This is a genomic window from Chlorobium sp. N1 (assembly GCF_004332115.1).
Taxonomy (GTDB): Bacteria; Bacteroidota; Chlorobiia; order Chlorobiales; family Chlorobiaceae; genus Chlorobium.
This window is the reverse complement of sequence record NZ_SJPA01000004.1, coordinates 92,903-118,391: the sequence shown is the minus strand read 5'-3', so window position 1 is coordinate 118,391 and position 25,489 is coordinate 92,903. Positions and strand designations below refer to the sequence as shown.

The following is a 25,489-nucleotide window of genomic DNA, read 5'->3' as shown; positions in this document are numbered from 1 at the left end:
TTTTCCCCTCTTACTGAAAAGCTCTCTTTTCGGCGAGCGCGAGCCCGAGCAGGCGCATGTATTCGGGGTGCGGAACTTCGAAGGCCCCGAGGCGGCGGAGATGGGGGTTCATGATCTGCGCGTCGAGCATGAGGTACTCCTTCCGGCGCAGGTGCAGGACCAGGTGCCAGAGGGCCGTCTGGGATGCGTAGGAGCGGCGGAAGAACATCGACTCGCCGAAGAAGGCCGCGCCGAGGGCGATGCCGTAAAGCCCGCCGGCAAGCTCGCCGCGGTAGCGGCATTCGACGCTGTGGGCCAGGCCGAGCTCGTGGAGCCGGACGTAGGTCCCGACGACCTCCTCCGAGATCCAGGTTTCGGCGTCGTCCTTCCGCGGCTCCGCGCAGGCGCGGATCACGGCTTCGAAATCCCCGTCGAAGGAGACCTCGTACTCCCCCCTGCGCCCGAGCCGGAGCACGTCGCGCGAAGGTCGGTAGGTATCGAGGTCGAAGAGCGCGCGCATCTCGGGGCGGCACCAGTAGAGCCCGCCGTCGGAAGGATCGGCCATCGGGAAGAACCCTTCGCGGTAGGCCCTGAGGAGGGCGTCAGCAGGGATCATCGCCGAAGTCGGCCATGATGTCCCCCGCCCGCCGCTTCGGCACGTGGTGGATCCCGTTCGGATCGCGCCAGTAGCGGACCGGATCGGCCTCGTCCATCTCGTCGACGACCACCGTCTCGGCGGGGCGGCCGATGGCGAGGACGAGGAGCAGCTCGTAGCGCCCGGGAATGCGGAGGAGCCGCCGGAGCCCGTCGCGCTCGAGCGAGCCGATGATGCAGCCACCGAGCCCCATGGAGGAGGCCCCGAGCATGATCGCCTCGGCGGCGATGCCGCTGTCGCAGGCGAAGTCCCGGCTGATGGAGGTGTCGCCGAGCATGACGATATAGCCCCGGGGGCGCTCACCCGGTTCGGGACCCGGCCAGTCCGGCAGGTAGCCTGCCCAGCCGAGCATGGGAAAGAGGGCCTTGCAGCGTTCGGGGTCGGAAACGGCGAGGAACTTCAGCGGCTGGAGGTTCCGCGGGGAGGGGACGTAGCAGGCAAGCTCGGCGAGATCCCGGAGCGTCTCGCCCGTCACCCCTGCCGATTCGTCGAAACGGCGGATGCTCCGGCTGCGGAGCACGAGATCCCTGAAGCGCTGCAGGCCCGCCATCCCGTTCAGCCCCTGTCGCGCCATGCGGCGCCGGAAAAATGGGCGAGGTCGTCCCACCGGCCGCTCGAGATCCACTCGGCGATGTAGTCGACCGTGCGGGCGTAGCGAAGCGGCTGGCGGCCCGGTTTTTCGAGCCAGGTGCCGAGCACCTCCGCATCGAGCGAGTGCATGGCCATGCCGTAGCCGAGCTGCTCCATGGCCAGGGCGTTCGAACCCTGCTCGATCTGGCCGTCGAGGGGGCGGAGCAGGAGCTTGCGGCCGAGGTGCAGGGCCTCGCCCGGCAGCTCGAAACCGGCGTTGCAAACCACGCCCGTGCACTCCATAAGATCGCGGAGGAACCCCTCGCGCGAATAGGTGCGGTAGTGCAGGTGGCCTTCATCCCTGTCTTCGACCACCTTGCCGTAGATGTGGAACTCGTAGCCCGCAAACGGCGAGACGAACGCCGTGACGTCGTCCACCTCCTCGAAGGGGAGGTAGACGAGGACCTTGCCCTTCACCGGCTCGGGATGGGCGCCGCCGTAGAGGGCCGGGGGGATGACCGGAGGAAAGATCGGCTGGTTGAAATGGTGCCAGTGCAGGCCGGCGTTGTAGCGGGCCGGAGCGAAGTTCAGGAGGGTGTACTTCTCGAAGATGTTCCCCCTCGTCTCGGGAATGGCGTAGCGGAAGGCGTACTGGTGGCCGAATCCGAGCGAGGGGACGCCGCGTATGCGCGCCGCCATGGAGGTGACCGGTTCGAAGTCGGTGATGATGAGGTCGAGGCCCGAGGTGTCGAGCGTAAGGACATCGGCCATAAGCCGGCTGAAGTCGAGCTGGAACATGGTCTCGATGTAGTTGAGCCGGCCGCGGTAGGTGACGAGGGTCATGCCCTTCATGACGCGGTAGGGCTCGAAGATCCCGATTTCGCGCAGCTCATCCTCCTTGCGGCCGCTGACGATGACCTCGACCTCATGGCCGTCCTCCTTCAGCTTCCTGACCAGCTCCCGGCTCCGGCTGATGTGGCCGTTTCCGGTTCCCTGGACACCGAAAAGGATCCTCATGCTTCTCGAACGTTTTACGGTTGGGGGTGGAGAATGGTTCCCGTACCGGGACCGTCGGCGGCGGCATCGGCGAAGGTGCCGCCCACTAGGTTCAATAACGGCAAAGATCGTCTCATCTCCACGCCCTCAGGGAACAATTTTCAGATTCGCATACTGCACCATGAGCGTCTTCTCGCCGGCGCTGCGGAACGAGATGCGGGCTTTGGCCTGCGCCCCCTTGCCCTGCAGCTCCAGGACCGTTCCGGGGCCGAACACCGCATGGTGCACCTTCGAGCCCTTCTTCATCCCGACGCCCTCCCGGGGCGGCGACGCAGCCGAAGAGGACGCGGAAGGGGCAGGACGGCCGGGAACGGGCGCTCTTCTCACGGGCGGCGTTCCGGATGCGGGGGCGCCGCTGCGCCTGAGCGCCCTGCCGCCCTCGCCGAGCAGGACCGAGGGCTCGATCTCGCCGATGAACTTCGAGGGGAGGCAGTGCTGCGGCTGGCCGTAGAGATAGCGGCTCTGCGCCCAGGAAAGGAAGATCTTGCGGCGCGCCCTCGTCACCGCCACGTAGAAGAGACGCCGCTCCTCCTCAAGCTGCTCCGGCTCGAAACAGTTCAGGGGGAAGAGCCGCTCCTCGAGGCCGGTGATGAAGACCACGGGGAACTCGAGCCCCTTCGAGGCGTGCACCGTCATGAGCGAGACGAAGTTGTCGGACTCCTGGGTCTCGTCGTAGTCGGAGGCCAGGGCGATGTTCTCGAGGAAATCGCCGAGCGAACGGCGGTCGGGGTTGTGATCGGAAAAGTCGCGGGCCATGGAGAGCAGTTCCTGCAGGTTCTCATGGCGGGCGAGCGACTCCGGCGTGTTCTCGGCCTGGAGCAGCGAAGGGATCCCCGTCAGGGTGAAAAGCTCCTGGAGGACGTCGTAGACGCTCCCCTCCGCGGCAGTGGCGCGCAGCTGCTCGATCACCGAGGAGAAGGAGGCGAGCGAGTTGAGGAGGCGCTGCGGGAAGTCCCCCTCCGGCGCCGAGCGGATGGCCTCGTAGAGCGAGATGCCGCGCTCTTCGGCAAACAGGCGCAGCTTCGAGATGCTGACGTCGCCGATCTTGCGCGGAGGGAAGTTGATGATGCGCAGGAGCGACTCACCGTCGCGGTCGTTCTCTATGAAGCGCAGATAGGCGACGGCGTCCTTGATTTCACGCCGTTTGTAGAAGGAGACGCTGCCGAAGAGCTTGTAGGGGATGCGCTGCTGGCGCATGGCGTCCTCGAGCACGCGGGACTGGGCGTTGGTGCGGTAGAAGACGGCGAAGCTGCGGAACTCCATGGCGTTTTCGCGGTGCATCGCAAGGATGCGCTCCCCCACCTTCTCGGCCTCGTGCCGTTCGTTGTAGGCTTCGATGAGGGTGAGATGCTCGCCCTTCTCCCCCTGGGCCACCAGCTCCTTCTTGATCTGGCGGCTGTTGCGGCTGATGACGCTGTTGGCCGCGGCAAGGATGGTGGCGGTGCTGCGGTAGTTGTCGACGAGCTTGAAGGTCTCGGCCTCCCGGTAGTCGCTCTGGAAGTTCAGGATGTTGGAGATGTCCGCACCTCGCCACGAGTAGATGGACTGGGCGTCGTCGCCGACGACGAAGATGTTGCGATAGCGTTCGGCAAGCTGCTTCGTCACCAGGTACTGCGCACGGTTGGTATCCTGGTACTCGTCGATGAGGATGTAGCGGAACATCTCCTGCAGCTCGAGAAGCACGTCGGGGTGCTCCCTGAAAAGCTCGAGCGGCTTGATGAGCAGGTCGTCGAAGTCGAGGGCGTTGTTGGCACGGAGCTTCTGCGTGTAGAGCTCGTAGACCTGGGCGGCCTTCTGCTGGTTGTAGTCGGCGGCGTTGCGGTGGAACTCTCCGGGGAGAACGAAGCTGTTCTTCGCGCGGCTGATGAGACCCTGCACGGTGTTGACCGGCACGGAGTCCTGCTGGATGCCAAGCTCGGTCATCGACTGGCGGATGAGGCTCTTGCTGTCGTCGGCGTCGAATATCGAAAAGCTCCGGCTGTAGCCCAGCCGCTCGATGTAGTCGCGCAGCAGGCGCGCGAAGACCGAGTGGAAGGTACCGATCCAGAGCCCCGATGAGGCACCGGAACCGAGGAGCTGGTCGACCCTCTGGCGCATCTCGCCGGCGGCCTTGTTGGTGAAGGTGAGCGCCAGGATGTTGCGGGGGGGAACCCCCTTCGAGCCGATCAGGTGCGCGATGCGGTAGGTAATCACCCGGGTCTTGCCGGAACCTGCGCCGGCAAGCACCATGACCGGCCCTTCGGTCGCGCCGACGGCGCCGCGCTGCACCGGGCTGAGGTCGCGTAGTAAATCGATCAAAACGTAGAAGCCATGTTGAAGTTGTAGCGGTGCCCGCGGGGCGCCGCCGCCCGTTGAAGTTCGTATAAGTATACCCTTTTTGCAACTATTTCGACCCATTCCCCTGCCGGGATGTTTTCGCTTTCACGCCACATGCGGAAACGGCATTCTGGTGCAGGAGTTCCGAAGGAGTTGCTATATTGTGAGATATGGCTCCAAAGCCATAACCACTCAACCTCGCGACACCGATGTTTCCTCTCGTCTACGAAATCAACACCCGGATCTGGCTCCAGAAACTCAGCCGGGTCCAGAACCGCCCCGTGACCCTCGGCACCGTTCCGGACTCGGAGTTCCGGTTCTTTTCCGAATCGGGATTCAGCATGGTCTGGCTGATGGGGGTATGGAAACCGAGCGAGTACAGCCACGCCATCGCCACCTCACATCCCGACCTGCGCTCCTCGCTGCTCGAGCACCTGCCCGCGCTCCGTCCTTCGGACATCGCAAGCTCCCCCTACTCGATTCCATCCTACACCGCCAACGAGGCGCTCGGCGGGGAGGAGGAGCTGCTGCTCTTCCGCGAAAGGCTCGCAAGCCACGGCATCCGGCTCATGCTCGACTTCGTGCCGAACCATATGGCGCTCGACAACCAGTGGCTTCCGGACCATCCGGAGTTCTTCGTCCCCGTATCGGCGGCCGAACGCAGCCACGACCCGGGCTCATGCTTCGAGTACGCGCAGGGCAAATACCTCGCCTACGGCCGCGACCCCTACTTTCCCTCGTGGACCGACACGCTGCAGCTGAACTACGCCAACCCCGCGACCCATGCGATGATGACGGGGAACCTCCTGAAGATCGCCGGACTCTGCGACGCCGTGCGCTGCGACGTGGCCATGCTGGTGCTCAAAAGCGTGTTCAACACGACCTGGAAGAACCTCGGCGGCCACATGAAGGACGAGTTCTGGGGTCCGGCCATCCAGGCCGTCAGGAAACGCCACCCGAAGTTCGTCTTCCTTGCAGAGTCCTACTGGAACAAGGAGTGGGAGCTCCAGCAGCAGGGGTTCGACTACACCTACGACAAGCCCTTCTACGACTGCCTCGGCAGCGCGCCCGTCAACGTCGAGAAACTCAAAGGGCACCTGCAGGCGCAGTGGAGTTACCAGCAGCACCTCTGCCGGTTCATCGAGAACCACGACGAACCGCGTGCGGCCGACAAGATGGGACTGAACAACCGCGCAGCGGCGCTCTGCCTGCTCGCCTCGCCCGGCATGCACCTCGTGCACCAGGACCAGATGGAGGGCTACCGCCGCAAAATCCCGGTCCAGCTCATCCACCAGGCCCCCGAGCACCCGGACCGCGAGCTCGCCGAGCTCTACCGCCGGCTCTTCGTGCTGCAGCAGGATCCGGCCTTCCAGGAGGGGCGCATCGAACCGCTCGACCTCGAAGGCCCGAACCCGTCCCACTGCCTCGGCTTCCACCGCTTCAGCGAAAACCGGCACGCCTTCGTCCTGGCCAACTTCGGCTCCACCGGCATCGCCGTCGAGTTCAGCCACCCGGCGTTCGAGCTGTTGCAGCGCGAAAAGATCTCCATCCTCAGCACCGCTTCCGGCAACCGCACCGCCTCGCCGCATATCGAAGAATCGCGGATGCAGGTGCGCCTGGCCCCGCACGAGGCCGTCGCAATCACGTTCCGGGCGCCAAGCCCCCAACCATAGCAGCACCACCATCATGCAGATCAAGAGAGAAGAGCTGGAACTGGCCACCACGAAGCCGATCGAAATCATCGACATCACGGACCGCGCCCGGGAGGCCGTCGAGCGTTCGGGCCTTCGCGAGGGGCTCCTCACGCTCGTCAGCCGCCATACCACCGCATGCCTGAACATCAACGAGCGCGAAGAGCGGCTCCTCGAAGACATGGAGACCTTCCTCAAGCGGCTTGCGCCGCGCGACGGCAACTACCTCCACAACCTCGAACCGATCGACGGGCGCGACAACGCCCACTCCCACCTGCTCGGGCTCTTCATGAACACCACCGAGACCATTCCGTTCGCCGACGGAAAGCTCCTGCTCGGCCAGTGGCAGTCGATCTTCTTCATCGAACTCGACGGACCGCGCCCGAAACGCGGGGTCCTCATGCAGGCAACCGGCATCTGAAACCCCTCCAGCCATGAACGAACCCCGCCCCCTGCTCGACTCGATCGGCTCCCCCGAAGACCTCAAGCAGCTCGACACCCGCCAGCTGCAGCAGCTGGCCGACGAATGCCGCAAGGAGCTGATCGAGCTCATCGCCCGGAACGGAGGACACTTCGCCTCGAGCCTCGGCGTCACGGAACTGACCGTGGCGCTGCACCACGTCTACGACACGAAGAAGGACCGGATCGTCTGGGACGTCGGCCATCAGGCCTACATCCACAAGATGCTGACCGGCCGCCGCGACCGGATGCGTACCAACCGGAAGTACGGCGGACTGGCCGGGTTCCCGAAGATCCATGAAAGCCCGCACGACGCATTCGGCACCGGTCACGCCTCGACCTCCATTTCAGCGGCGGCCGGCATGGCGGCAGGACGAGACCTCAGGGGCGGCACCGAAAAGATGGTCGCCGTCATCGGCGACGGAAGCATGACCGGCGGTATGGCCTTCGAAGCCATGAACCACCTCGGGGAGCTGAAAAGCGACGTGCTCGTCATCCTCAACGACAACCAGATGGCCATCTCGCCGAGCACCGGAGGGCTGCGCAACCATCTCGTCGACATCACGCTCAACAAGACCTACAACCGGGCGCGGCGATTCCTCTGGAACTCCATGTCGCTGCTCAACCACGAGGGGGCCAAGAACGCCCTGCGCAGATTCGAGGACGGCATAAAGGCGGCCCTCACCCCGGGCGCGTTCTTCGAGGCCCTCGGTATGCGCTACTTCGGCCCCATCGACGGCCACGACATGGACCGGCTGGTTCGGGCGCTTCGCGAGATGCACGAGCTGCCCCACCCCAAGCTGCTCCATGTGGTCACCACCAAGGGAAAGGGGTTCCTGCCGGCCGAGGAGAACCAGAGCGGCTGGCACGCCCACAGCGGAGGATTCGACGTCGTCACCGGCAAGAGCAGCGCAAAGCCGGGCGCCGCACCTCCTCCCAAGTACCAGGAGGTCTTCGGGGAGGCGCTCGTCGAAATGGCCATGAAGGACCCCTCCATCACCGCCATCACGGCCGCCATGCCGAGCGGAACCTCTCTCGACCTCTTCGAGAAGGCCGCTCCGGAACGGTTCTACGACGTCGGCATCGCCGAAGGCCACGCCGTCACCTTTGCCGCCGGGCTCGCCCTCGAGGGGATGAAGCCGGTCTGCGCCATCTACTCGACCTTCCTGCAGCGCGCCCTCGACCAGCTCATCCACGACGTCGCCCTGCAGAACCTCCACGTGGTCTTCGCCATCGACCGCGCCGGCCTCGTCGGAGAGGACGGCCCGACCCACCACGGGGCATTCGACCTCTCCTACCTCCACGCCGTACCGGGCCTCACCATCATGGCCCCCTCCGACGCACAGGAACTGCGCGACATGCTCCACACCGCGCTCCACCACATCGAAGGTCCGGTAGCCATACGCTACCCGAGGGGCAACACCCCGGGCGGAGAGCTCCGCAAAGAGTTCGGCGTGCTGGAGATCGGAAAGGGAAGAATCGTCCGCGAAGGAACCGGACCGCTGATGCTCTGCATCGGCACCATGGTGCAGGCAGCCGGGGAAGCCGCCCGGCTGCTCGAAGAGGATGGAATACGGCCGGACATCGTCGACATGCGCTTCCTCAAGCCGCTCGACACCGCCCTCATCGACCGGCTCGCCGCATCGGCAACCCATATCGTCACCCTCGAGGAGAACAGCGTGATCGGCGGCCTCGGCAGTGCCGTCGCCAGCCACCTGGCCGCGTCGGAAAAGAAGACCCGCCTGCTCAAGCTCGGCCTGCCGGACGAGTTCGTCACCCACGGCAGCATGAAAGACCTCTACCGTGAGACCGGACTCGACGCGGAGGGGATAGCGGAACGGGTGAGGGAGTTCTACAGGACACCGGCCCACTGAGCCGGCAGGGGAAGGAGGAGGACGAGCCGGACAGAGAGATTTGCGAGGGCTCCGGCAAGGAGGTCGTCGGCCATGATGCCCCAGCCGCCGGGAAGGCGCTGGGCCATGTCGACGGGGCCCGGCTTCAGGATGTCGTAGAGGCGGAAGAAAAAGAAGGCCAGAAGGGCGGGCAGGAAGCCCGCCGGAAGCAGGAGAAGCGCGAGCCACTGGCCGGAGAGCTCGTCCAGGACAACTTCGGAAGGATCCTCGCCGGCATGCTCCTCCATCACCCCGCCCGACCAGATCCCGAGCACGGCCGAAACCGCCACCCCGACACCGAGCCATAACGGCTGCTGCAGCAGGGGAACGAACCAGTAGAGCACGACCGCCAGAAGGCTCGCCACCGTTCCGGGAGCGACGGGGAAATAGCCGCTCCAGAAGCAGGTCGAAAGCGCCCGGGCGATCCAGAATCGCACGCCGGGCCGCCCTCCGTCCTCCCCCTTACCCACGCTTTCCCGCAATGAACGCCCGGTTGTCGATAAGGTAGGAGATGCCGGTCGAGACCGTCACGGCCGTCACCAGGAGCATGATCCAGTCCAGCACGGGGGAAACGAGAAAGCGGCCGATGGCCTCGGCGGACGCGGTGCCGAACGGCGCGGCCTCCCGCAGGAATATCAGCACCATCACGAGATAGGCGAAGAGGTTCTGCAGGAAGGTCTTGTACTTGGCCTGCCGCGAGGTCACCACCGGGTGGTCGCGGTGCTCGGCCCAGCTGCGCAGCGCCGTGACGACGACGTCGCGCACGACGACGAGCAGCACCATCCAGAGCTCGAGATAGCCCATCCAGACATAGACGAGAAAGGCCGCCGTGATCAGCAGCTTGTCAGCCAGGGGGTCGAGAAAGGCGCCGATGCGGGTCACCACGTTGAAGCGGCGGGCATGCCAGCCGTCATAGAGGTCGGTGAGGGATGCCACCGTGAAGACGACAACGCCGATGAGCTTCATCATCGCGCCGTCCTGCAGGAGCAGGAACACGAAGACGGGTACGAGCAGTATCCGAAGAAGCGTCAGCTGGTTCGGTATGGTGAGGAAACTCTCCTGCTGTGCTTTCAAGGCTTGAAAATGTTGATCGGTGGATACCCCGGAAAGGGCGGTTGGCGACAGTTGCGACCAAGATACCAAAATTTAATTCTTTTTGGAACCGTCCGCTGATGAAGCAATCATGCCAACCACCGCCGCGACGAGCTCCCTGATGCCGAACGGCTTGCGGATAAAGTTTACTCCCTCCTTGAGCACCCCCTTCTTCTCGATGCTTTCGGGCGCATAGCCCGACATGAACAGACACTGCATCGCCGGATCCCTCTGCTGCATCCGGCCGCAAAGCTCCACCCCGTTCATGCCCGGAAGCACCACATCGGTAAGGAGCAGGTCGATGCGCGGCATGCTGAGGGCGAGCGCCTCCTCGGCGTTGGCGGCGGCTGCGACCGTGTACCCCCTCCCCTGCAAGAGATCTGTGAGAAGCTTGCAGATGTTCGGTTCGTCCTCGACAAGCAGGATGTTCGGTCCGCCCGACCCGGCATCCGAAGTACCATCATCACATGCCGCCGGCGGGGAGGACGAGCGATGCAGGGGAAAACATACCTCGACGGTCGTTCCCCGACCCTCCTCGGTATGGCACCGAACCGATCCGCCGTTCTGGCTCATGATACCGTAGACCGTCGACAGGCCAAGTCCAGCGCCCATTCCGACCCTCTTCGTCGTAAAAAAAGGCTCGAAGATATGCGGAAGATGCTCCTCGGCAATACCGCAGCCGTTGTCCGTGACGGCAAGGGCAACATAGTCCCCGGGGCCGGGACCTGCGCAGACGGGGTCCGGGTCGCCGGGAGCGACTCGTTGCAACCGGGTCGCAATGGTGATCCTGCCGCCTCCAGAGAGGGCGTCGCGCGCGTTCAGGCAGAGGTTGGCCAGGACCTGTTCGAACTGGGAAACATCGATTTCGATCATGGCCCCCGTCGCACCGGCCTCCAGCCTGCACTCGATCTCCTCCCCGGCGATTCCGCTCATCACGGACATGAAGCGCGCCACGGCAGCGTCCGGACTGATGACTTCGGGCTGGAGGGTCTGGCGCCGGGCGAATCCCAGGAGTTGCTTGGTCAGGTCCGCAGAACGCAACGTAGCCCTTCTGATAGCGTCGAGTGATCCGGCGAACCGGTGTGACTCGTCGACAGAGTCGAGCAGGATTTCGGCATGCCCCAGAATGATGGAAAGCATGTTGTTATATTCATGGGCGACGCCCCCGGCCAGCTGGCCGAGCAGAGCCATTTTCTGTGACTGCTGCAGCTGGTTCTGGCGTGCCGCCTCCGCATGCTCCGCACGCTTCCTTACAACGATGTCCCAGGCCAGGCCGGCAAGCTGCTCCAGTACGAACGCGTCCGAATCATCATAATCGTAAGCCCTGTTGAAGACGCCGAAAATGGCAATCAGCCCATCCCCGCTCATGTGCGGAACGACCAGTTCGCGGCTGATCGGGGACGGCCATCCCCCAATCAGCCGCGAACAGCGTATCGACTCCGCATCGTTATTGATGAGCGGCCCGGCGGATATCCGGACCTCATCCCAGATGCGGGAATTGACAGCAGAGGCGTGGGCCTGTCCCTCGCCGCAGCCGGCAATCGCCTCCATGGCCCCAGTGGACCAGACCTGAAAAGGCTCCTGCGTCGGTATGCCAGACCGGAACCAGCAGAACGCAGCGCCGCTGTCCGTCAGTCCTGCCGCCTCGTCGAGCGTTGCCCGAAGAAGCTCTTCTTCTGTGGCGGATTCAACCATCTGCAAAAGCCTGACACGGAAGCCGATCAGGGATTCGAACTGCCGGCGGCGGGTGATGTCCGTACTGATGACCATAACGCAGGGCTCGCCATCGATAAAGACCCGCCTGCCGTTGATCATCCGCCACATGTACCGGGGACCGCCATGGAGCAGCACCCGAGCCTCTCCGGATTCCTCAACGCCCTCGTCGAGGACATTGCGGAACTTCCCCATGACGTAGTCCCGGTCGTCGGGATGGATGCTCTCGAAACTGTCCATTCCGCCGATCTCGGCCAGCGGCCTACCGATGATGACCTCAGCCTCATAGCGGTTCCAGGCCTTCATCCTCCCCCGGGCATCGACGATGGCGAACGCACCGGGAATGGTCTCATGGAGCTCTCTGGAGTACACCGCATCCTCCGCCCTGAGCCATTCTGTGCAGTCACGGACTGTACCCACATACCGGGAAACATCGCCATCACAGCCTCTTATGGGCACCCCTCTCGACATGAGCCAGCGCTCCGGCTCGTCAGCCATGACGTTGACCCGCCAGACGGCGTCGAACACGGCGCCTTTTGCGACAGCGTCCTGAATAGCACGCTCGACCGGCTCCCTGTCTTCGGGAAGGACCGACTGCAGCCAGGTCTCGTAGGAGGGAATGTCCTGGTCGGGATCCAGACCGTAGAGAGGCCAGAGTTCCTCGGACCATACGTTGGCGTTCGTCGAAAGATCCCACTCCCATGTGCCTGCACGGGACAGCGCCAGGATCCGCTCCGCACGGGTCCGATCACTGCCGGGACCAGCAGGCAGATCCCCGGACACCGATGGCCTGAATGTTGATACGCGACCGATTTTTGGCATAGATACCCCACTGATACACTATAAAGCCAACACTAACCGCAAAAAAAAACGCGTATCTACGAAGTAATCGTTCCCCGGGGAAGAAAAAAACCTACAGAAAACAATAAAAACCGATAAAACCGTCGCCAGGGGTCAGCCGATGGTGACGACGGTGACCCCCGCCCCTCCCTCGCCCTGCTGGCCGGGCCTCCAGGACTGGACGTGGGGATGGCTGCGGAGCAGCTCTTCGGTGCGGCGGCGCAGGGCGCCGGTGCCCATCCCGTGGATGATGGTACAGCGCTCGATCCGGTTGAGCCGGAGGGCATCGAGGAAGCGCCCGATCCTGTCGACGGCCTCGTCCCCGGTGAGTCCGCGGAGGTCGAGCGTGGTCGACTCCACCGGGGCGGTGGTGGCGCTCCACCCCGTCGAGCCCTTCACGGGAACCGGGGATGCCTTCTTCAGCTGGCGCCGGGAGGTCTTCTCGAGGTTCGAGAGCTGGGTGGTGAGCCGGAAGTTGCCGCAGAGTACGACGGCCGAGTCCCCCCTGATGCTTTCGACCTCGCCCGAGGCGGAGCTGTCGAGGAGCCTGACCAGATCCCCGGGGCGGATGCTGAAATCTGCGGCCGGAGCGGCATCGGCCATTGAGGCCGACCCTTTCCGGTCGGCTTCGCCGGCCCGCAGGGCGAGCTTCTGGCGCGCCGCCTGCACTTTTTTCGGATCCGTGCCGGCCGCCTTCGCCTCGGCGAGGATATCGCGGATCTGTCGGCGCGCCAGCTCGAACTCCCGCTGCAGCTCCCTCTGCGCCTTCTGCTTCTCTTCGCGCTCACGGCGCCGGAGGGCGGACTCGGCCCCGGCAACCGCCTCTTCGCGGAGCGCAAGCCGGGCAGAGGCAGCCTCGAGTTCCCCGTGGCGGCGGCGATTCTCCGAAAGCAGCTCCTGCAGGTCCTCGAGCAGCTCCTCGAGTCCCCGCTTCCCCTCGCCGATGAACGACTCGGCCTCCTCGACCATGGCGGAGGAAAAGCCCATGCGCTGCATCATGGCGAAGGCGAAGCTGCTGCCCGGCACCCCCTTGATGAAGCGGAAGGTCGGCTCGAGGGCCCGGCGGTCGAACTCCATCGCGCCGTTGACGACCCCTTCGCGAGCGTGGGCGTATGCCTTCAGATCACCGAGATGAGTGGTGACGACGGCCTTCGAACCCCGCCGGAGGAGCTCCTCGATGACTGCGCGGGCGATGGCGCTCCCCTCCTCGACGTCGGTGCCGGAGCAGAGCTCGTCGATGAGCACGAGCGAACCGGGGCCGGCATCTTCGGTGATGCTGCGCACTTCGCGCAGGTGCGAGCTGAAGGTGGAGAGGTCGTTCTCGATCGACTGCTCATCGCCGATGCCGATGCGGATGTCCCGGAAGAGCGGGAAAACGGAGCTCTCGCTGCACGGCAGGAGGTAGCCCCGGCGGAGCATCCAGGAGAGCAGTCCCGCAGTCTTCATGGCCACGGACTTGCCGCCGGCGTTCGGCCCTGAGATGATCAGCACCCGCTCGTCGGCCCCGAGTTCCATGTCGAGGGGAAAGACCTCGCGGTCGGGATGCGAAATGAGCAGCCAGGGATGGTAGCCGCGCCGGATGCGCAGCTCCCCGCCCGTCGAAACGGAGGGCAGGACGGAGCGGGTCTCGAGAGCAAGGCGCGCCCTGGCGTAGAGCGAGTCGAAGGCGGCCAGCCGGCGGGTGCTGCGCTCGATCGACGGCTCTTCCGGCCTGATGCGCCCGGTCGTCTCCCGGAGGATGCGCTCGACCTCACGGCGCTCCTCGATTTCGCCTTCGAGGATGGCGTTGGTGATCTCCATGCACTCGGCGGGCTCGAGGAAGACGGTCTGGCCGCTGCCGGAGTAGTCCTGCACGAAACCCGGAACCCGATGGCGGTACTCGAGCCGCATCGGCAGGCACAGCCGACCGTTGCGGATGGTCGGGGTCTCCTCCATCAGCCAGCCGCTGGAGCGGCACGAGCCGAGGATGCGCTCCATCGTGCGGGCCAGCGAGCGCCGCCGCTCCGAGAGGCTGCGGCGGATCCGTGCAAGCTCCGGGCTCGCGGAACTCTTCACCGTCCCGTCCTCGTCGACGATGGAGCGGACGAGTGGCCGGACCGCCCCGTCCTCCTCGATCGAGGAACAGAACGCAGCCAGGCGCGGGCGCAGCTCCCCCTCGCGCATCATCCTGCGGCGGAGGGCCGAAGCGGCATCGAGAAAACGCGAGAGTTCCAGGAGTTCGGAAGCTTCGAGCACCCCGCCCTCGGTGCGGAGGGTCCGCAGCAGCGGACGCATGTCGGAAAGCCCGTCGAAGGGAAGGGAGGAGCCCTCCTCAAGGAACCCCTTCAGCTCCAGCACCCGTTCGAGCTCCTCCTGCAGGGCCGACCGATCGTCGAAGGCCGGCGAGGAAAGGAGTTCGTCGCGGCCGTATGCGGAAAGGGCATGGCGCGCCGCATGGGCGGCGACCCTGTCGAACTCCAGTTTTTTTCCTGTGGCCCCTGCCTCCGCCATGCCGCGCTCTCTGAGTCTTGATTGATAGGAGGATGGCAAGATACGCGATGGGCGGGAGAGTTTTGACGCTTTGGCCTTTTTTTCATTATTATCCGCAATGCCCCAGCGGGACCTCCCCGAAAACCAAGAGCCGAACGAACCATGCGCCTCGCCGTCAACATCGACCATATCGCAACGCTGCGCAACGCCCGCAACGAGGGCGAGCCGAACCCCGTGGATGCCGCACTCCTCGCGGAGAAAAGCGGTGCGGTCGGCATCGTCTGCCACCTGCGCGAAGACCGCCGCCATATCCGCGACAGCGACCTCAGGGCGCTGCGCCGGGCCGTCACGACGAAGCTCGACCTGGAGATGGCAATGACCGACGAGATGCAGCGGATCGCCATCGAAACCGTGCCGGAACTGATCACGCTCGTGCCGGAAAAACGCGAGGAGCTCACCACCGAGGGAGGCTTCGACATCAGGCGGCACTTCCGGCGCCTCGCGGAGTTCCTCGAACCGATCAGGGCCGCAGGCATCGAAGCAAGCATCTTCATCGAACCCGACAGGGATGCGATCGATCTGGCCGCCGAAGCCGGGGCCGACCTGGTCGAGCTCCATACCGGCTCCTACGCACTGAAGGAGGGAGCCGAACAGGCGAAAGAATTCGAGCGGATCCGAAGCGCGGCGGCCTACGCCGCCGGCCGCGGCCTCAGGGTGGTAGCCGGCCACGGGCTCAACTACCGAAACATCGCACCGTTCAAAAGCATCGGGGAGATCGAGGAGGTCAGCATCGGCCACGCCCTCATCTCCAGGGCTGCCTTCGTCGGCATCCCCGAGGCTGTTCGGGAAATGCTCGAGCTCATCGGCTGAGATGCACCCGTCCGCACCCATCACCACCATCGTGCTCGCCACCGCCAACCCCGACAAGGTGCGCGAGCTGAGCCCCCTCCTCGAAAGGATTTCCCCCCGCTTCAGGGTCACCACCCTCATGGACGAGGGAATCCGGACGGAGATCGAGGAGACGGAGGAGACGCTCGAGGGCAACGCCCTCCTGAAGGCGCGGGCCATCTTCGAGATGCTCTCGGAACGTTTCCCGTCCATGATCGCACTTGCCGACGACACCGGCCTCGAGGTCGACCCGCTCGGCGGCCGGCCGGGAGTCTATTCGGCCCGGTTCGCGCCGACGGCGGACGGCAGGAAACCAACCTACGAAGAAAACGTCCTGCACCTCCTCCGGGAACTGGAGGGAGTGGAGGCCCGCTCCGCCCGGTTCCGCACGGTCATCGCCCTCAGGGGCACGCTGCCATGCCACGAAGGCGGCAGGGTGTTCGAACATTGCGAAGAAGGGCGGGTGGAAGGCGCCATCACGACCGCTCCCGAAGGAACGGGCGGGTTCGGCTACGACCCCGTCTTCAGGGCAGACGCCACAGGAAGGACATTCGCCTCGATGAATGCCGAAGAAAAAAACGCCATCAGCCACCGGGGTCTCGCCCTCCGCCGCACCCTCTCCTGGCTCCACACCATCACCAAGCCATAGCCATGACCCTCATCCAGGCGATCCTGCTCGGCCTCATCCAGGGCCTCACGGAGTTCCTCCCCATCAGCAGCACGGCGCACCTGCGCATCATCCCGGCCATTCTCGGATGGGAGGATCCCGGTGCGGCCTTCACGGCCATCATCCAGATCGGCACCCTCGCCGCCGTCATGCTCTACTTCCGGCGAGACATCGCCGCCATCCTGAAATCGGTCGTGGCGGGAATCCTGAAAGGCAGGCCGCTCGAGGAGGCGGAGTCGAAGATGGGCTGGATGATCGCCGCCGGAACGGTGCCGATCGTCGCCTTCGGCCTCCTCTTCAAGCATGAGATCGAAACCACCCTCCGCTCCCTCTACTGGATCAGCGGGGCGCTCATCGTGCTCGCGCTCGTGCTCTCCATGGCGGAATGGAAGATCAAAAAACGCCTGCAGGAAGGACGCGCGCTCAAGTCGATGGAGGAGATCGGCTGGAAAGAGGCCCTCCTCATCGGACTTGCCCAGGCCGTCGCCCTCATCCCCGGCTCCTCGCGCTCCGGCACCACCATCACCGGCGGGCTCCTTTTGAACCTCTCGCGCGAGAGCGCCGCACGCTTCTCGTTCCTCCTCTCCCTTCCCGCGGTCCTGGCCGCCGGCCTGTTCGAACTCTACAAAACCTGGGACCTCATCCTCGCCGACCAGGGCAACATCGTGAACCTCCTCGTGGCGACCCTCACGGCGGCCGTCGTCGGCTACCTCTCGATCGCCCTCCTGCTCAGCTACCTCAAGGAGCACACCACCAGCATCTTCATCGCCTACCGCCTCGCCGCCGGCGCGGCTCTCCTCCTGCTGCTCGGCGGAGGATCGATCCAGCCCTGAAACGCTCCCTTCCGGCCCGGAGCGGAAGGGACCGGAATGCAACTTTTTAGGCCGGAGAATCATTCTCTTTTCTCTGCTACATCGGCGAATTTTTCTTATATATAGGGCTATAGACATCAACCTTTTAATACCTTGCAGCCATGCCTCCGAGCTCATCCGGCGCAGGGCTTAATGGCTTTGATAAAGCAGACTTACATATACACACCAAGTGTTCGGACGGAATCCATACCCCCGAGGAGATCGTTGAAAAGGCCTCAGCCGCAGGGCTCTCTGCCATCAGCATCACCGACCATGATTCCGTCGCAGGCATAGACAAAGCAAAGCCATCAGCCTCAGCCAAAGGCCTGGAGCTCATTCACGGTGTGGAAATGAGCTCGACCTACCAGGGCTACGACATCCATGTCCTGGGATATTTTTTCGACCACCGGCACCCCGCCCTCACGGGATACCTCGACCACTGCCGGGAACTTCGCACCCAGCGGGCGGAACGCATGGTGGGCAAACTCGCCAAGATGGGGGTCAAGATCGGCCTCGACCAGATCATCCTCAAGGCCCAGAACGGCAGCGTCGGCCGGCCGCACATCGCGGCGGTGCTGCAGGACGGCGGCTACGTCAGAAGCTTCAGCGAAGCGTTCAGCAAGTACCTCGGAGCCCACAGTCCGGCCTACGTCAAGAGCATCGAAACCCATCCCGGCGAGGTCATACGGCTCCTGAACGAGGCCGGAGGACTTTCGTTCCTGGCCCATCCGGGCCAGAGCGCCCCGGACGAGATCCTCAAGCAGCTGATCACGCTCGGACTCGACGGCATCGAGATCGTGCACCCCTCGCACGACACCTACAAGCAGAACTACTACCGCCAGATCGCCAACGAGTACTTCATGCTCTTCAGCGGAGGATCGGACTACCACGGCCTCAAGGACCGCGACGACGACACCTTCGGGAAGGTGAACATACCGGGCGACTGGGTGGAGAAGATGAGAAGCAGGCTGGTCAAGGCCTGAGGGCCTTGTGATTGGTGAAGTCCGCGATATTTGCTATTATCCCAGCTCATTTTACAGGCGGCACCGCTCCGGCGGTGCCGGCCCCATTGGATCACAAGCCATGCCAGCAACCCACATACGCAACCTGGCCCACCACCTGACGCTGCGCCTCAAAGGATTCTTCCTCACCATGCAGGAGTTTTTCCTGTTCTCGATGCGGGCGTTCGCGACCATGCCGAAGATCCGCCGCTACTGGCGGGACTTCCTCGACCAGGCGACCATCTGCGGAGCGGACTCCATTCCGATCGTGCTCGTCAGCGCCATCTCGATCGGATCGCTGCTGGCGATCGAGGTCGGCAACCTTCTCGAGGACTTCGGCGCAAAGACCATGCTCGGCCGCTCGACCTCCATCTCCGTCATCCGCGAGCTCGGCCCGCTCCTGATGGGACTCATGCTCTCGGCCCGGTTCGGTTCGCGCAACGGCGCAGAGCTCGGCGCGATGCAGATCTCCGAGCAGATCGACGCGCTCCGCGCCTTCGGCACCGACCCGATCGCCAAGCTCGTCATGCCGCGCCTCGCGGCCGCCCTCGTCATGTTCCTGCCGCTCACGGCACTCTCCGACTTCGCCGGACTGCACAGCGCGGCCTATATGGCCGAGCATTACCACCACCTCGACCCGGGCATCTTCTGGAACTCGGTCTATCCGCGCCTGGCCATGAAGGATTTCGTGGTCGGGTTCGCCAAGGCCCCGGTATTCGCCGTCATCATCACCCTCGTCAGCAGCTTCAACGGGTTTTCGGCAAGCGGCGGCACCTCCGGCGTCGGGCGCTCGACCATCAAGGGCATCGTCGTCTCATCGGGACTGGTGCTCATCGCCAACTTCTACGTCTCGAAGATCGTCCTGGAAAACATGTAGCCCCGTGATAGAACTACGCAACGTCAGCCTGAAATACGGCGAGAAGGAGATCCTGAGGAACGTCTCCCTGAAGATCGAGGACAACACGATCAAGGCAATCCTCGGCCCGAGCGGCGTCGGCAAGAGCACCATCCTCAAGCTGATGCTCGGGCTCCTGAAGCCGACCTCCGGCCAGGTCTTCGTCGACGGCACGGACATCTCCGAGATGAAGGAGTCGGAACTCTATCCGATCCGGAGGAAGATGGGCATGGTCTTCCAGGGCAATGCGCTCTTCGACTCCATGTCGATCAGCCAGAACCTCGGCTTTTTCCTGCGCGAGAACCTCAACCTCCCCGAAGAGGAAATCCGCAGGCGTGTGCAGGAGCAGATCCAGTTCGCAGGACTCGAAGGCTACGAGGAGCAGCTCCCCGAAAGCCTCAGCGGCGGCATGCGCAAGAGGGTGGCCATAGGCCGGGCGCTGATCTTCCGCCCCCACATGATCCTTTTCGACGAACCGACCGCAGGACTCGACCCCGTCAGCTCGAAAAAAATCCTCTCGCTCATCAGCTCCCTGCGCCACCACGACAACCTCGGGGCGGTGATCGTCACCCATATCATCGACGACGTCTTCGCAGTCGCCGACCAGGCGGCCGTACTCTACAAGGGAGAGATCATCTTCGACGACGCGGCCGGCAAACTGCACGGAGCGGACCATCCGTTCATCCGCTCCATCCTCTCCGACAAGATCCTTGAACAGTAACAGAAAACGAACCAAGCGGGCATGAGAAATCCGAACGCACTGAAATGGAGCGACCTTAAGACCGGCATCTTCTTCATCTTCGGGATAGGCTTCGCAGCCTACCTCGGGCTGGTCATCGGCAAGAACAGCAGCCTGTTCACCGGAGTCACCACCGTGAAGGTGATGGCCGGCAACATGCAGGGGCTGGCCGAGAACAACTTCGTCTCGGTCTCCGGCAAGAAGGTCGGAACCGTCTCGAAAATGGAGTTCACCCGAAAGGACGACTCGCTCATGGTGGTGGCGGACCTCCGGATCCGCAACGAGTTCGCAAACCTCGTCACCAAAGACTCGAAAGCCACCATCCGCTCGCTCGGCGTGCTCGGCGACAAATACGTCGACATCATGACAGGAAAGAGCGAACCGGTCCGCGACGGCGACTATATCGCCCTCAACGCGCAGGACGGCATGGCGGCGCTGACCGGCGGCGCATCCGAAGCCCTCGGCAAGATCAACAGCCTCCTCGAGGAGCTCCAAAACGGGAAGGGCGTTGCCGGACGTCTGATTTCCGACGAGAAGATGGGAAGCGAACTGGCAGAAACCGTCAGCAGCCTGCGCAGGACGGCCGACGAACTGGCGACGGTATCGAGGAAGGCCTCGAGCGGCAAGGGACTGCTGCCGAAACTCATCAACGATCCCGAGCTTGCCGAGAACACGACGGACGCCATCAGAAGGATCCGGCATGCCGCCGCCGCCACGGACTCGCTCATGACGGCCATCAACAGCGGCGAGGGAACGCTCGGCCAGCTCCGGGAGAACCCCGAACTGTACGACAACCTTTCAAGGGCGCTCTCTTCGCTCGACACGCTCATGGTCGACCTGAAGAAAAGGCCCGAACGCTATGTGCGCTTCACGCTTTTCTAGGAGCGTCCTCCTCGCCCTCCTGCTCTGGATCGCAGCGGGAGCGGCGGCGCCGCTCCGGGCATCGGAGCCCGATTTCAGCGCCCTGCGGCGGCTGGCCGAAGACGGGGTGAAGGAGGGGGTTTTCCCCGGAGCCTCCATCGCCGTCGTCCACCGCGGGAAGACCCTCTTCCACGAGGCCTTCGGCACCACCGGTTGCGACCGCAACCCCGAACCGGCCTACACCTCAACCATCTACGACCTGGCCTCGCTGACGAAAGCGGTCGCCACGACCTCCGTCGTCATGCAGCTCGTCGAGCGCGATTCGCTCGACCTCGGCCGGCCGGCCGCCGACTACCTTCCGGCGTTCGGCCGGAACGGCAAGGAGAAAGTCACCCTGCGCCAGCTCCTCCGGCACACCTCCGGGCTCCGGGCGCACGCCTGGTACATCGAAACCTGCCGCAGCGCCGGCGAACTCATCGAAGCGGTATACGCCGATACGCTCCTCTCGCGTCCCGGCCTGCAGACCGCTTACAGCGACAACGGCTTCATCGTCCTCGGCAGGATCATCGAGAAAGTCACAGGCAGGAGCCTTGCCGAGAACTTCCACGCCCGCTTCGCGCTCCCCCTCGGCATGCGCCGGACCTGCTTCAATCCTCCGGCCGGTTTGCAGGCCGAAATCGCGCCGACCGGCCGCGACACGGCATGGGGAAAGGGACTCGGAGCACGCCCCCTCGTCAACGACCAGAATGCGGCGATCCTCGGAGGAGTTGCCGGCCACGCCGGACTCTTCTCCACCACGGGGGACCTGACGAGATTCATGCGGATGCTCATGAACGGAGGCAAACTCGACGGGGTGCGCTATTTCAGGAAATCGACGGTAAAGGAGTTCACCCGCCGCCGCGGCGACGACGAGCGTGCGCTCGGCTGGGACCTGCGTTCCCGCGAAGGCTACAGTTCGGCGGGAGGGGGATTTTCAGAAGACTCGTGGGGCCATCTCGGCTACACCGGCACGAGCATCTGGGTCGACCCGGAAAAAGAGCTCGCCGTCATCATGCTCAGCAACCGGGTCTGCCCGGACGAGGAGAACCGCAAGATCAGGGATTTCAGGCCGAGGCTGCACAACGCCGCCGCCCGTGCGCTCGGCTATGACTGCCCTCCCTACGAACCACCCGACTGCCCTCTCCGCTGAAGGCTCCCCTCCGGCGAAGATCCCGTCCATCGGAACGATCGGCAGCGGGGCCTGAAATACCGGAGCCCCGTGCCTGAAAGACACGGGGCTCCGTATACGACCTGCTGGACATCACCGAAAACTAGTGATCGTCACCATCCGAGCTGCTCGAGTCTCCCCCGCCGGAACCGCCCGCAGCCAGGGCGACGATGCCGCCGACGAGCGCCAGCCCGCCAAGGATAAACAGCACGTTAACCCCTTTTTTCTCCCGGGCCTTCTGCTCCGTCAGCACCCCGGCCATTTCCCCGGACCCGGCACCTGCCGTCCCGTCGGCCTCGTTGAAGAGCGCACCATGGACATCGGGGACTGCCGCCGCCGCCATGGCCGCCTGTTCGAGCTGGCGGCTCCGGCGGCTCGCCTCGATCTCGTCGAGGCGGGACTGGATTTCATCGGGATCGAGCATGATCTCGGCCTTCACATAATACTCCTTCCCGTCCCAGCTCTCCTCGAGGATCTGGGTTTTCGTCACACCAGCGGATATGGCCGTGATGTCTTCCTTCGTCAGGGAGCTCACCCCGGTCTCGCTCTCCTTCTTTTCCGTGTTCAGGGTGCTTTCGACATAGGCGCCGGTCTCTTTGAGGAGGAGCGCCGTCACCTGCTCGAGGGCGGCATCGCGGCTGCTGACCTTGCTGTCCTTGTCGCTGGCGCGATAGCGGTAGTCGCGGATGAAGGTTTTCTCCGCCGCATCGGCGACCGTCGCCATCAGGAAGGAGGCGACGAGCACCATGACGAGGGAGGTCTTTGCGGTTCTGAACGAACGCGCACATATCGTTTTACACATTGACATAGGGGGTGGAACTTGATTGGATTGACTGGAAATTCAGGAATTTTTGCCCTTTGGAATTTCATTCCGGCAGCCATATATTAACAATTGTTAATGCAAGATACAACACCAGAAATTCATTCAGTCAACAATCAAACAAGCCAACAATCACCAACCGCCCCCCCCATGAAAAACACCTTACTGACACTACTCGCCCTGACCCTCATGCTCTTCACCTCCGGCTGCGGCAGCACGAAAATCCAGCAGACGAAGCTCGGCAAGGCCCCCGGATGGTATGACGACAACCATAACGACAAGGACTACATATTTGCAGCCAACACCCAGCGCTCACGCGACCTGCAGCTTGCAATCGACAAGGCGACCGCGGCAGGCCGGGCCGATATCGCAAGGAAGGTCGAAGTGCAGGTGCAGTCGCTCCAGAAGCACTTCATCGACGAAGTCGGCACCGGACTCGACGCCAAGACCGGCGACCTCTTCTACCAGGCCGAGAAGAGCATCGCCTCCGCCTCGCTCTCCGGCAGCCACGTCGCCAAGCAGAAGATCGTAAAGGAGGGGGATTTCTTCCGTGCCTACGTCCTGGTGCGCTACCCTGTCGGAAAGGCCAACGCCGAGTTCCTCGCAAAGCTCAAGACGAAGGAATACGAGCTCACCCGCATCCGCGCAACCAAGGCTTTTGCCGAGCTCGAGAAGGATGTCGCGAACTACGAACAGCAGAAGAAGGCCGGAGTAGCGGATGCCGCACTTAACGACGGCGTCACGGGGGATACCCCCGAGGCTCAGGCGCCCATCGAGCAGAACGGAGTGAAAGAGAGCTGAGAACGAAGCCTGGACGGGGGCCAAGGCACCCGTCTCAGGCGAAAATCCCCTCCATCGGCACGATCGGCAGCGGCGTCTGCCGCACCCCCTCGTTTCTGCATACCGCATTGGCCGCCATGCGTCCGGTGAAAGCGGCCGCCTCCATGAGGAAGACCGGAGCATCGACCCGCACCCAGTCGCCGGCGAGGAAAAGGTTCGGGAACGGGGTTTCCGGGCCGGGCCGCTTGTCGTGGTCGCCGGGCGCCCATCGGGTGAAGTTGGACTGGAGCATGAAGACCTCGTGGAGCACCGCGGCCCCGGCGGTATCGGGCAGGAGTCGGTGGAGTTCGTCGAGCATTGCAAGACGTATCTCGTCGTCTGAACGCATGTCTTCAGGCGCGATCGCGTAGGCGTGCAGTTCGACCACACTCCCCCCGTGCTCTCCGGCCCACGTGATGAACGGCTCCTGGAAGGCGGAGTAGATGGAGACCGAATCGGTATAGGTGTAACCCGAAACCGTATAGAAGGGAAAACCGCCCCCATCGACCGGACGGTCGAGCCATACCCGATAGACGGCATAGGGGTCGGCCTCGCCGAGTGAGCCGACGGAGGCCTCGAAGGCCGGGGAACGGAGCTCCGAACGGCGGACGATCTCCCGGGTCCCCCGCACGTCGGAGGCAAGCACGCAGTAGTCGCAGGCGAGCAGTTCCGTGCTCTCCGCCTGCGGCAAACGGAGCGCAAGCGTTTCCCCCTCTCCACTGACCGAAAGCCTGCCGAGGGGCGTCGGCGGAGGCCCGCCGACCGGCACGCCCTCGCTGTTGAAACGACCCGCATGGCAGGGACAGAAGAACCCGTCCTCCGCCACCGAGACCGGACACCCCATATGGGTGCATCGGCCGTCGAGGGCCCGATAGCCATTCCCGTCGCGGCAGACGAGCACCGGTACCCCTTCTCGGCTCATGAGCGCAACCCAGCCGCTCGCCGGAACGGCGGAGCGGTCGACATGCAGCACTTCGGGCCCGCCCGCATCGGTGCCGACCCGCACCCCGCTGATGCGCCCGCCCTGGTGCTCGAGCCGAAGCGCCCGGCGCCCTGAAAGAACGCGCACGCCGAGTTCGCGGAGCCTCCTCTCGATCGGGTTGACGACGGCCGTCATGCAGTCGCGGTTGGTGATGCGGAAGGAGAGCCCTTCGGGACTGCCCATGAAATAGAAATGGAAGTAGCGGATCGCCTCGGCCGCCGAAAGCACCTCCATGCGGTTCATCGTGGCGTCGGCGAAGGGATGCAGCACGGTGTCGATGAACGCCGGCAGGATCTCCCCCCGGCGGCAGTACTCCATGAAGTCGATGTCGTCGTACCGGCCGAAGGTTCCGTCGTAGTCGTAGGCGAACATGCCCATGACCGGAGGCAGGCCGCGGTACTCCCGCAGGAACGAGGCGATATCGAGCGAGCGCGACTGGCCCACGACGGAGAGGATGTTGAAGGGAAAAAGCTTCGGGGTCTGGCCGTAGATCTCGCGCTGCCGCTCGCTGAACAGCACCGGATAGCCGGGCGAGGCGTCGAACGCCTCAGGACCCACGCCCGCCTCCCGGAACAGGGCATTGAGGTTGTAGTACTGGTCGAAAAATCCGTGGAAACCGTGCTCGACAGGGAAACGGGTGCCGAGCGCCTCGATCTCCCATCCGGTGAGCTTGCCGCCGAGGGAGGTGGAGGATTCGACGAGCGTCACCGCCATGCCTTTCAGGGCGAGCTCCATGGCGGCGCTCATGCCTGCGAGCCCTCCGCCGACGACGACGCAGCGCTTCGGCTCGGCCGCCGATTCACGGCCCTCCCCGAAATCCTCCTTCCCGGCGTAAAACTCCCGGCGCGGCTGGAAATAGCCGACCAGGCCGGCCGATGCGGCAGCCGCGGCACCGACGGCGATGCCGGTGCGCGAAAAAACCTTCCTGATGAAATTCCTTCGATTCATGAGCAGAGTGTGATGATGCGCCATACTACCGTACCGCCGCCGGGCGGCACGCCCACTCTAACTTAAGAAGAATCGGATC

The 25,489-nt window shown here is 64.1% G+C and carries 22 protein-coding genes; 12 read left to right on the top strand and 10 right to left on the bottom strand.

Going from position 1 to position 25,489, the window contains the following annotated elements:
* Positions 1-10: 10 nt before the first annotated feature.
* The 4 genes from aat to E0L29_RS07170 form a co-directional block, all read right to left on the bottom strand.
* Positions 11-595, bottom strand: a complete 585-nt coding sequence (gene aat, locus E0L29_RS07185; protein WP_131356949.1) for a leucyl/phenylalanyl-tRNA--protein transferase — start codon at positions 593-595, stop codon at positions 11-13.
* Positions 582-1,208, bottom strand: coding sequence for a nitroreductase family protein (locus E0L29_RS07180; protein ID WP_131356946.1), 627 nt, complete (start codon positions 1,206-1,208; stop codon positions 582-584). The genes aat and E0L29_RS07180 overlap by 14 nt, the downstream gene beginning before the upstream one ends.
* The gene (locus tag E0L29_RS07175; RefSeq protein ID WP_131356943.1) at positions 1,190-2,221 is read right to left on the bottom strand and encodes a glycosyltransferase family protein; all 1,032 of its coding nucleotides are present in this window, start codon (positions 2,219-2,221) and stop codon (positions 1,190-1,192) included. The genes E0L29_RS07180 and E0L29_RS07175 overlap by 19 nt, the downstream gene beginning before the upstream one ends.
* Positions 2,222-2,347: 126 nt before the next feature.
* Complete coding sequence (locus tag E0L29_RS07170; RefSeq protein ID WP_131356940.1) at positions 2,348-4,558, bottom strand: UvrD-helicase domain-containing protein; 2,211 nt, start codon at positions 4,556-4,558, stop codon at positions 2,348-2,350.
* Positions 4,559-4,785: 227 nt separating this feature from the next.
* Between E0L29_RS07170 and E0L29_RS07165 the strand changes: the two genes are divergently transcribed.
* Genes E0L29_RS07165 through dxs form a run of 3 tightly spaced genes read left to right on the top strand, consistent with a single transcriptional unit; the run spans position 4,786 to position 8,600 of the window.
* Positions 4,786-6,249, top strand: a complete 1,464-nt coding sequence (locus E0L29_RS07165) for an alpha-amylase family glycosyl hydrolase (RefSeq protein ID WP_131356937.1) — start codon at positions 4,786-4,788, stop codon at positions 6,247-6,249.
* A 13-nt stretch (positions 6,250-6,262) separates the two neighbouring features.
* Entirely contained in the window at positions 6,263-6,688 is a 426-nt protein-coding gene (locus tag E0L29_RS07160) for a secondary thiamine-phosphate synthase enzyme YjbQ (protein WP_131356934.1), read from the top strand.
* A 13-nt stretch (positions 6,689-6,701) separates the two neighbouring features.
* Positions 6,702-8,600 (top strand): 1-deoxy-D-xylulose-5-phosphate synthase, encoded by a 1,899-nt coding sequence (gene dxs, locus E0L29_RS07155; RefSeq protein WP_131356931.1) that lies wholly within the window; start codon positions 6,702-6,704, stop codon positions 8,598-8,600.
* Here the strand turns inward: dxs and E0L29_RS07150 are convergent.
* The 4 genes from E0L29_RS07150 to E0L29_RS07135 form a co-directional block, all read right to left on the bottom strand.
* On the bottom strand, positions 8,579-9,055 hold the full coding sequence (locus E0L29_RS07150; protein ID WP_131357125.1) for a phosphatidylglycerophosphatase A: 477 nt from the start codon (positions 9,053-9,055) through the stop codon (positions 8,579-8,581). The genes dxs and E0L29_RS07150 overlap by 22 nt on opposite strands.
* Before the next feature lie 25 nt (positions 9,056-9,080).
* Positions 9,081-9,692 (bottom strand): CDP-diacylglycerol--glycerol-3-phosphate 3-phosphatidyltransferase, encoded by a 612-nt coding sequence (pgsA, locus tag E0L29_RS07145; RefSeq protein ID WP_131356928.1) that lies wholly within the window; start codon positions 9,690-9,692, stop codon positions 9,081-9,083.
* Between the two features lie 72 nt (positions 9,693-9,764).
* Positions 9,765-12,245, bottom strand: coding sequence for an ATP-binding protein (locus E0L29_RS07140; RefSeq protein WP_131356925.1), 2,481 nt, complete (start codon positions 12,243-12,245; stop codon positions 9,765-9,767).
* A 132-nt stretch (positions 12,246-12,377) separates the two neighbouring features.
* Positions 12,378-14,753, bottom strand: coding sequence for a Smr/MutS family protein (locus E0L29_RS07135; RefSeq protein WP_131356922.1), 2,376 nt, complete (start codon positions 14,751-14,753; stop codon positions 12,378-12,380).
* 141 nt (positions 14,754-14,894) lie between these two features.
* Between E0L29_RS07135 and E0L29_RS07130 the strand changes: the two genes are divergently transcribed.
* From E0L29_RS07130 to E0L29_RS07095, 8 genes are all read left to right on the top strand, one after another.
* Positions 14,895-15,602 carry a pyridoxine 5'-phosphate synthase gene (locus tag E0L29_RS07130; RefSeq protein WP_131356920.1) on the top strand — a complete coding sequence of 236 codons (708 nt, stop codon included), beginning with the start codon at positions 14,895-14,897 and terminating at the stop codon, positions 15,600-15,602.
* A 1-nt stretch (position 15,603) separates the two neighbouring features.
* Positions 15,604-16,269 (top strand): RdgB/HAM1 family non-canonical purine NTP pyrophosphatase, encoded by a 666-nt coding sequence (gene rdgB, locus E0L29_RS07125; protein WP_131356917.1) that lies wholly within the window; start codon positions 15,604-15,606, stop codon positions 16,267-16,269.
* Between the two features lie 2 nt (positions 16,270-16,271).
* Positions 16,272-17,120, top strand: a complete 849-nt coding sequence (gene uppP / locus E0L29_RS07120; RefSeq protein WP_131356914.1) for an undecaprenyl-diphosphatase UppP — start codon at positions 16,272-16,274, stop codon at positions 17,118-17,120.
* Between the two features lie 140 nt (positions 17,121-17,260).
* Entirely contained in the window at positions 17,261-18,121 is an 861-nt protein-coding gene (locus E0L29_RS07115; RefSeq protein ID WP_131356911.1) for a PHP domain-containing protein, read from the top strand.
* A 100-nt stretch (positions 18,122-18,221) separates the two neighbouring features.
* Positions 18,222-19,016 (top strand): ABC transporter permease, encoded by a 795-nt coding sequence (locus E0L29_RS07110; RefSeq protein ID WP_131356908.1) that lies wholly within the window; start codon positions 18,222-18,224, stop codon positions 19,014-19,016.
* A 4-nt stretch (positions 19,017-19,020) separates the two neighbouring features.
* Positions 19,021-19,755, top strand: a complete 735-nt coding sequence (locus E0L29_RS07105) for an ABC transporter ATP-binding protein (RefSeq protein WP_131356905.1) — start codon at positions 19,021-19,023, stop codon at positions 19,753-19,755.
* Between the two features lie 21 nt (positions 19,756-19,776).
* A complete protein-coding gene (locus tag E0L29_RS07100) occupies positions 19,777-20,655 on the top strand; it encodes an MCE family protein (protein ID WP_131356902.1) in 879 nt (292 codons plus the stop codon).
* On the top strand, positions 20,633-21,823 hold the full coding sequence (locus E0L29_RS07095) for a serine hydrolase domain-containing protein (protein ID WP_131356899.1): 1,191 nt from the start codon (positions 20,633-20,635) through the stop codon (positions 21,821-21,823). Before E0L29_RS07100 ends, E0L29_RS07095 begins: the two co-directional genes overlap by 23 nt.
* A 121-nt stretch (positions 21,824-21,944) precedes the next feature.
* Here the strand turns inward: E0L29_RS07095 and E0L29_RS07090 are convergent, their stop codons facing one another.
* Positions 21,945-22,643, bottom strand: coding sequence for a hypothetical protein (locus E0L29_RS07090; RefSeq protein WP_165498852.1), 699 nt, complete (start codon positions 22,641-22,643; stop codon positions 21,945-21,947).
* Positions 22,644-22,811: 168 nt separating this feature from the next.
* Here E0L29_RS07090 and E0L29_RS07085 point away from each other — a divergent pair, with 168 nt between their 5' ends.
* Positions 22,812-23,462 carry a hypothetical protein gene (locus E0L29_RS07085; protein WP_131356893.1) on the top strand — a complete coding sequence of 217 codons (651 nt, stop codon included), beginning with the start codon at positions 22,812-22,814 and terminating at the stop codon, positions 23,460-23,462.
* A 34-nt stretch (positions 23,463-23,496) separates the two neighbouring features.
* On the opposite strand, the gene E0L29_RS07080 is transcribed toward E0L29_RS07085, so the two are convergent.
* Positions 23,497-25,410 (bottom strand): FAD-dependent oxidoreductase, encoded by a 1,914-nt coding sequence (locus E0L29_RS07080; RefSeq protein WP_131356890.1) that lies wholly within the window; start codon positions 25,408-25,410, stop codon positions 23,497-23,499.
* Between the last annotated feature and the right edge of the window lie 79 nt (positions 25,411-25,489).

Bases quoted from the DNA above. Each gene is read 5' to 3' on its own strand.
- aat (WP_131356949.1), bottom strand. From the start codon at position 595: ATGATCCCTGCTGACGCCCTCCTCAGGGCCTACCGCGAAGGGTTCTTC.
- E0L29_RS07180 (WP_131356946.1), bottom strand. From the start codon at position 1,208: ATGGCGCGACAGGGGCTGAACGGGATGGCGGGCCTGCAGCGCTTCAGG.
- E0L29_RS07175 (WP_131356943.1), bottom strand. From the start codon at position 2,221: ATGAGGATCCTTTTCGGTGTCCAGGGAACCGGAAACGGCCACATCAGC.
- E0L29_RS07165 (WP_131356937.1), top strand. From the start codon at position 4,786: ATGTTTCCTCTCGTCTACGAAATCAACACCCGGATCTGGCTCCAGAAA.
- E0L29_RS07160 (WP_131356934.1), top strand. From the start codon at position 6,263: ATGCAGATCAAGAGAGAAGAGCTGGAACTGGCCACCACGAAGCCGATC.
- dxs (WP_131356931.1), top strand. From the start codon at position 6,702: ATGAACGAACCCCGCCCCCTGCTCGACTCGATCGGCTCCCCCGAAGAC.
- E0L29_RS07140 (WP_131356925.1), bottom strand. From the start codon at position 12,245: ATGCCAAAAATCGGTCGCGTATCAACATTCAGGCCATCGGTGTCCGGG.
- E0L29_RS07135 (WP_131356922.1), bottom strand. From the start codon at position 14,753: ATGGCGGAGGCAGGGGCCACAGGAAAAAAACTGGAGTTCGACAGGGTC.
- E0L29_RS07130 (WP_131356920.1), top strand. From the start codon at position 14,895: ATGCGCCTCGCCGTCAACATCGACCATATCGCAACGCTGCGCAACGCC.
- rdgB (WP_131356917.1), top strand. From the start codon at position 15,604: ATGCACCCGTCCGCACCCATCACCACCATCGTGCTCGCCACCGCCAAC.
- uppP (WP_131356914.1), top strand. From the start codon at position 16,272: ATGACCCTCATCCAGGCGATCCTGCTCGGCCTCATCCAGGGCCTCACG.
- E0L29_RS07115 (WP_131356911.1), top strand. From the start codon at position 17,261: ATGCCTCCGAGCTCATCCGGCGCAGGGCTTAATGGCTTTGATAAAGCA.
- E0L29_RS07110 (WP_131356908.1), top strand. From the start codon at position 18,222: ATGCCAGCAACCCACATACGCAACCTGGCCCACCACCTGACGCTGCGC.
- E0L29_RS07100 (WP_131356902.1), top strand. From the start codon at position 19,777: ATGAGAAATCCGAACGCACTGAAATGGAGCGACCTTAAGACCGGCATC.
- E0L29_RS07095 (WP_131356899.1), top strand. From the start codon at position 20,633: ATGTGCGCTTCACGCTTTTCTAGGAGCGTCCTCCTCGCCCTCCTGCTC.
- E0L29_RS07090 (WP_165498852.1), bottom strand. From the start codon at position 22,643: ATGTGTAAAACGATATGTGCGCGTTCGTTCAGAACCGCAAAGACCTCC.
- E0L29_RS07085 (WP_131356893.1), top strand. From the start codon at position 22,812: ATGAAAAACACCTTACTGACACTACTCGCCCTGACCCTCATGCTCTTC.
- E0L29_RS07080 (WP_131356890.1), bottom strand. From the start codon at position 25,410: ATGAATCGAAGGAATTTCATCAGGAAGGTTTTTTCGCGCACCGGCATC.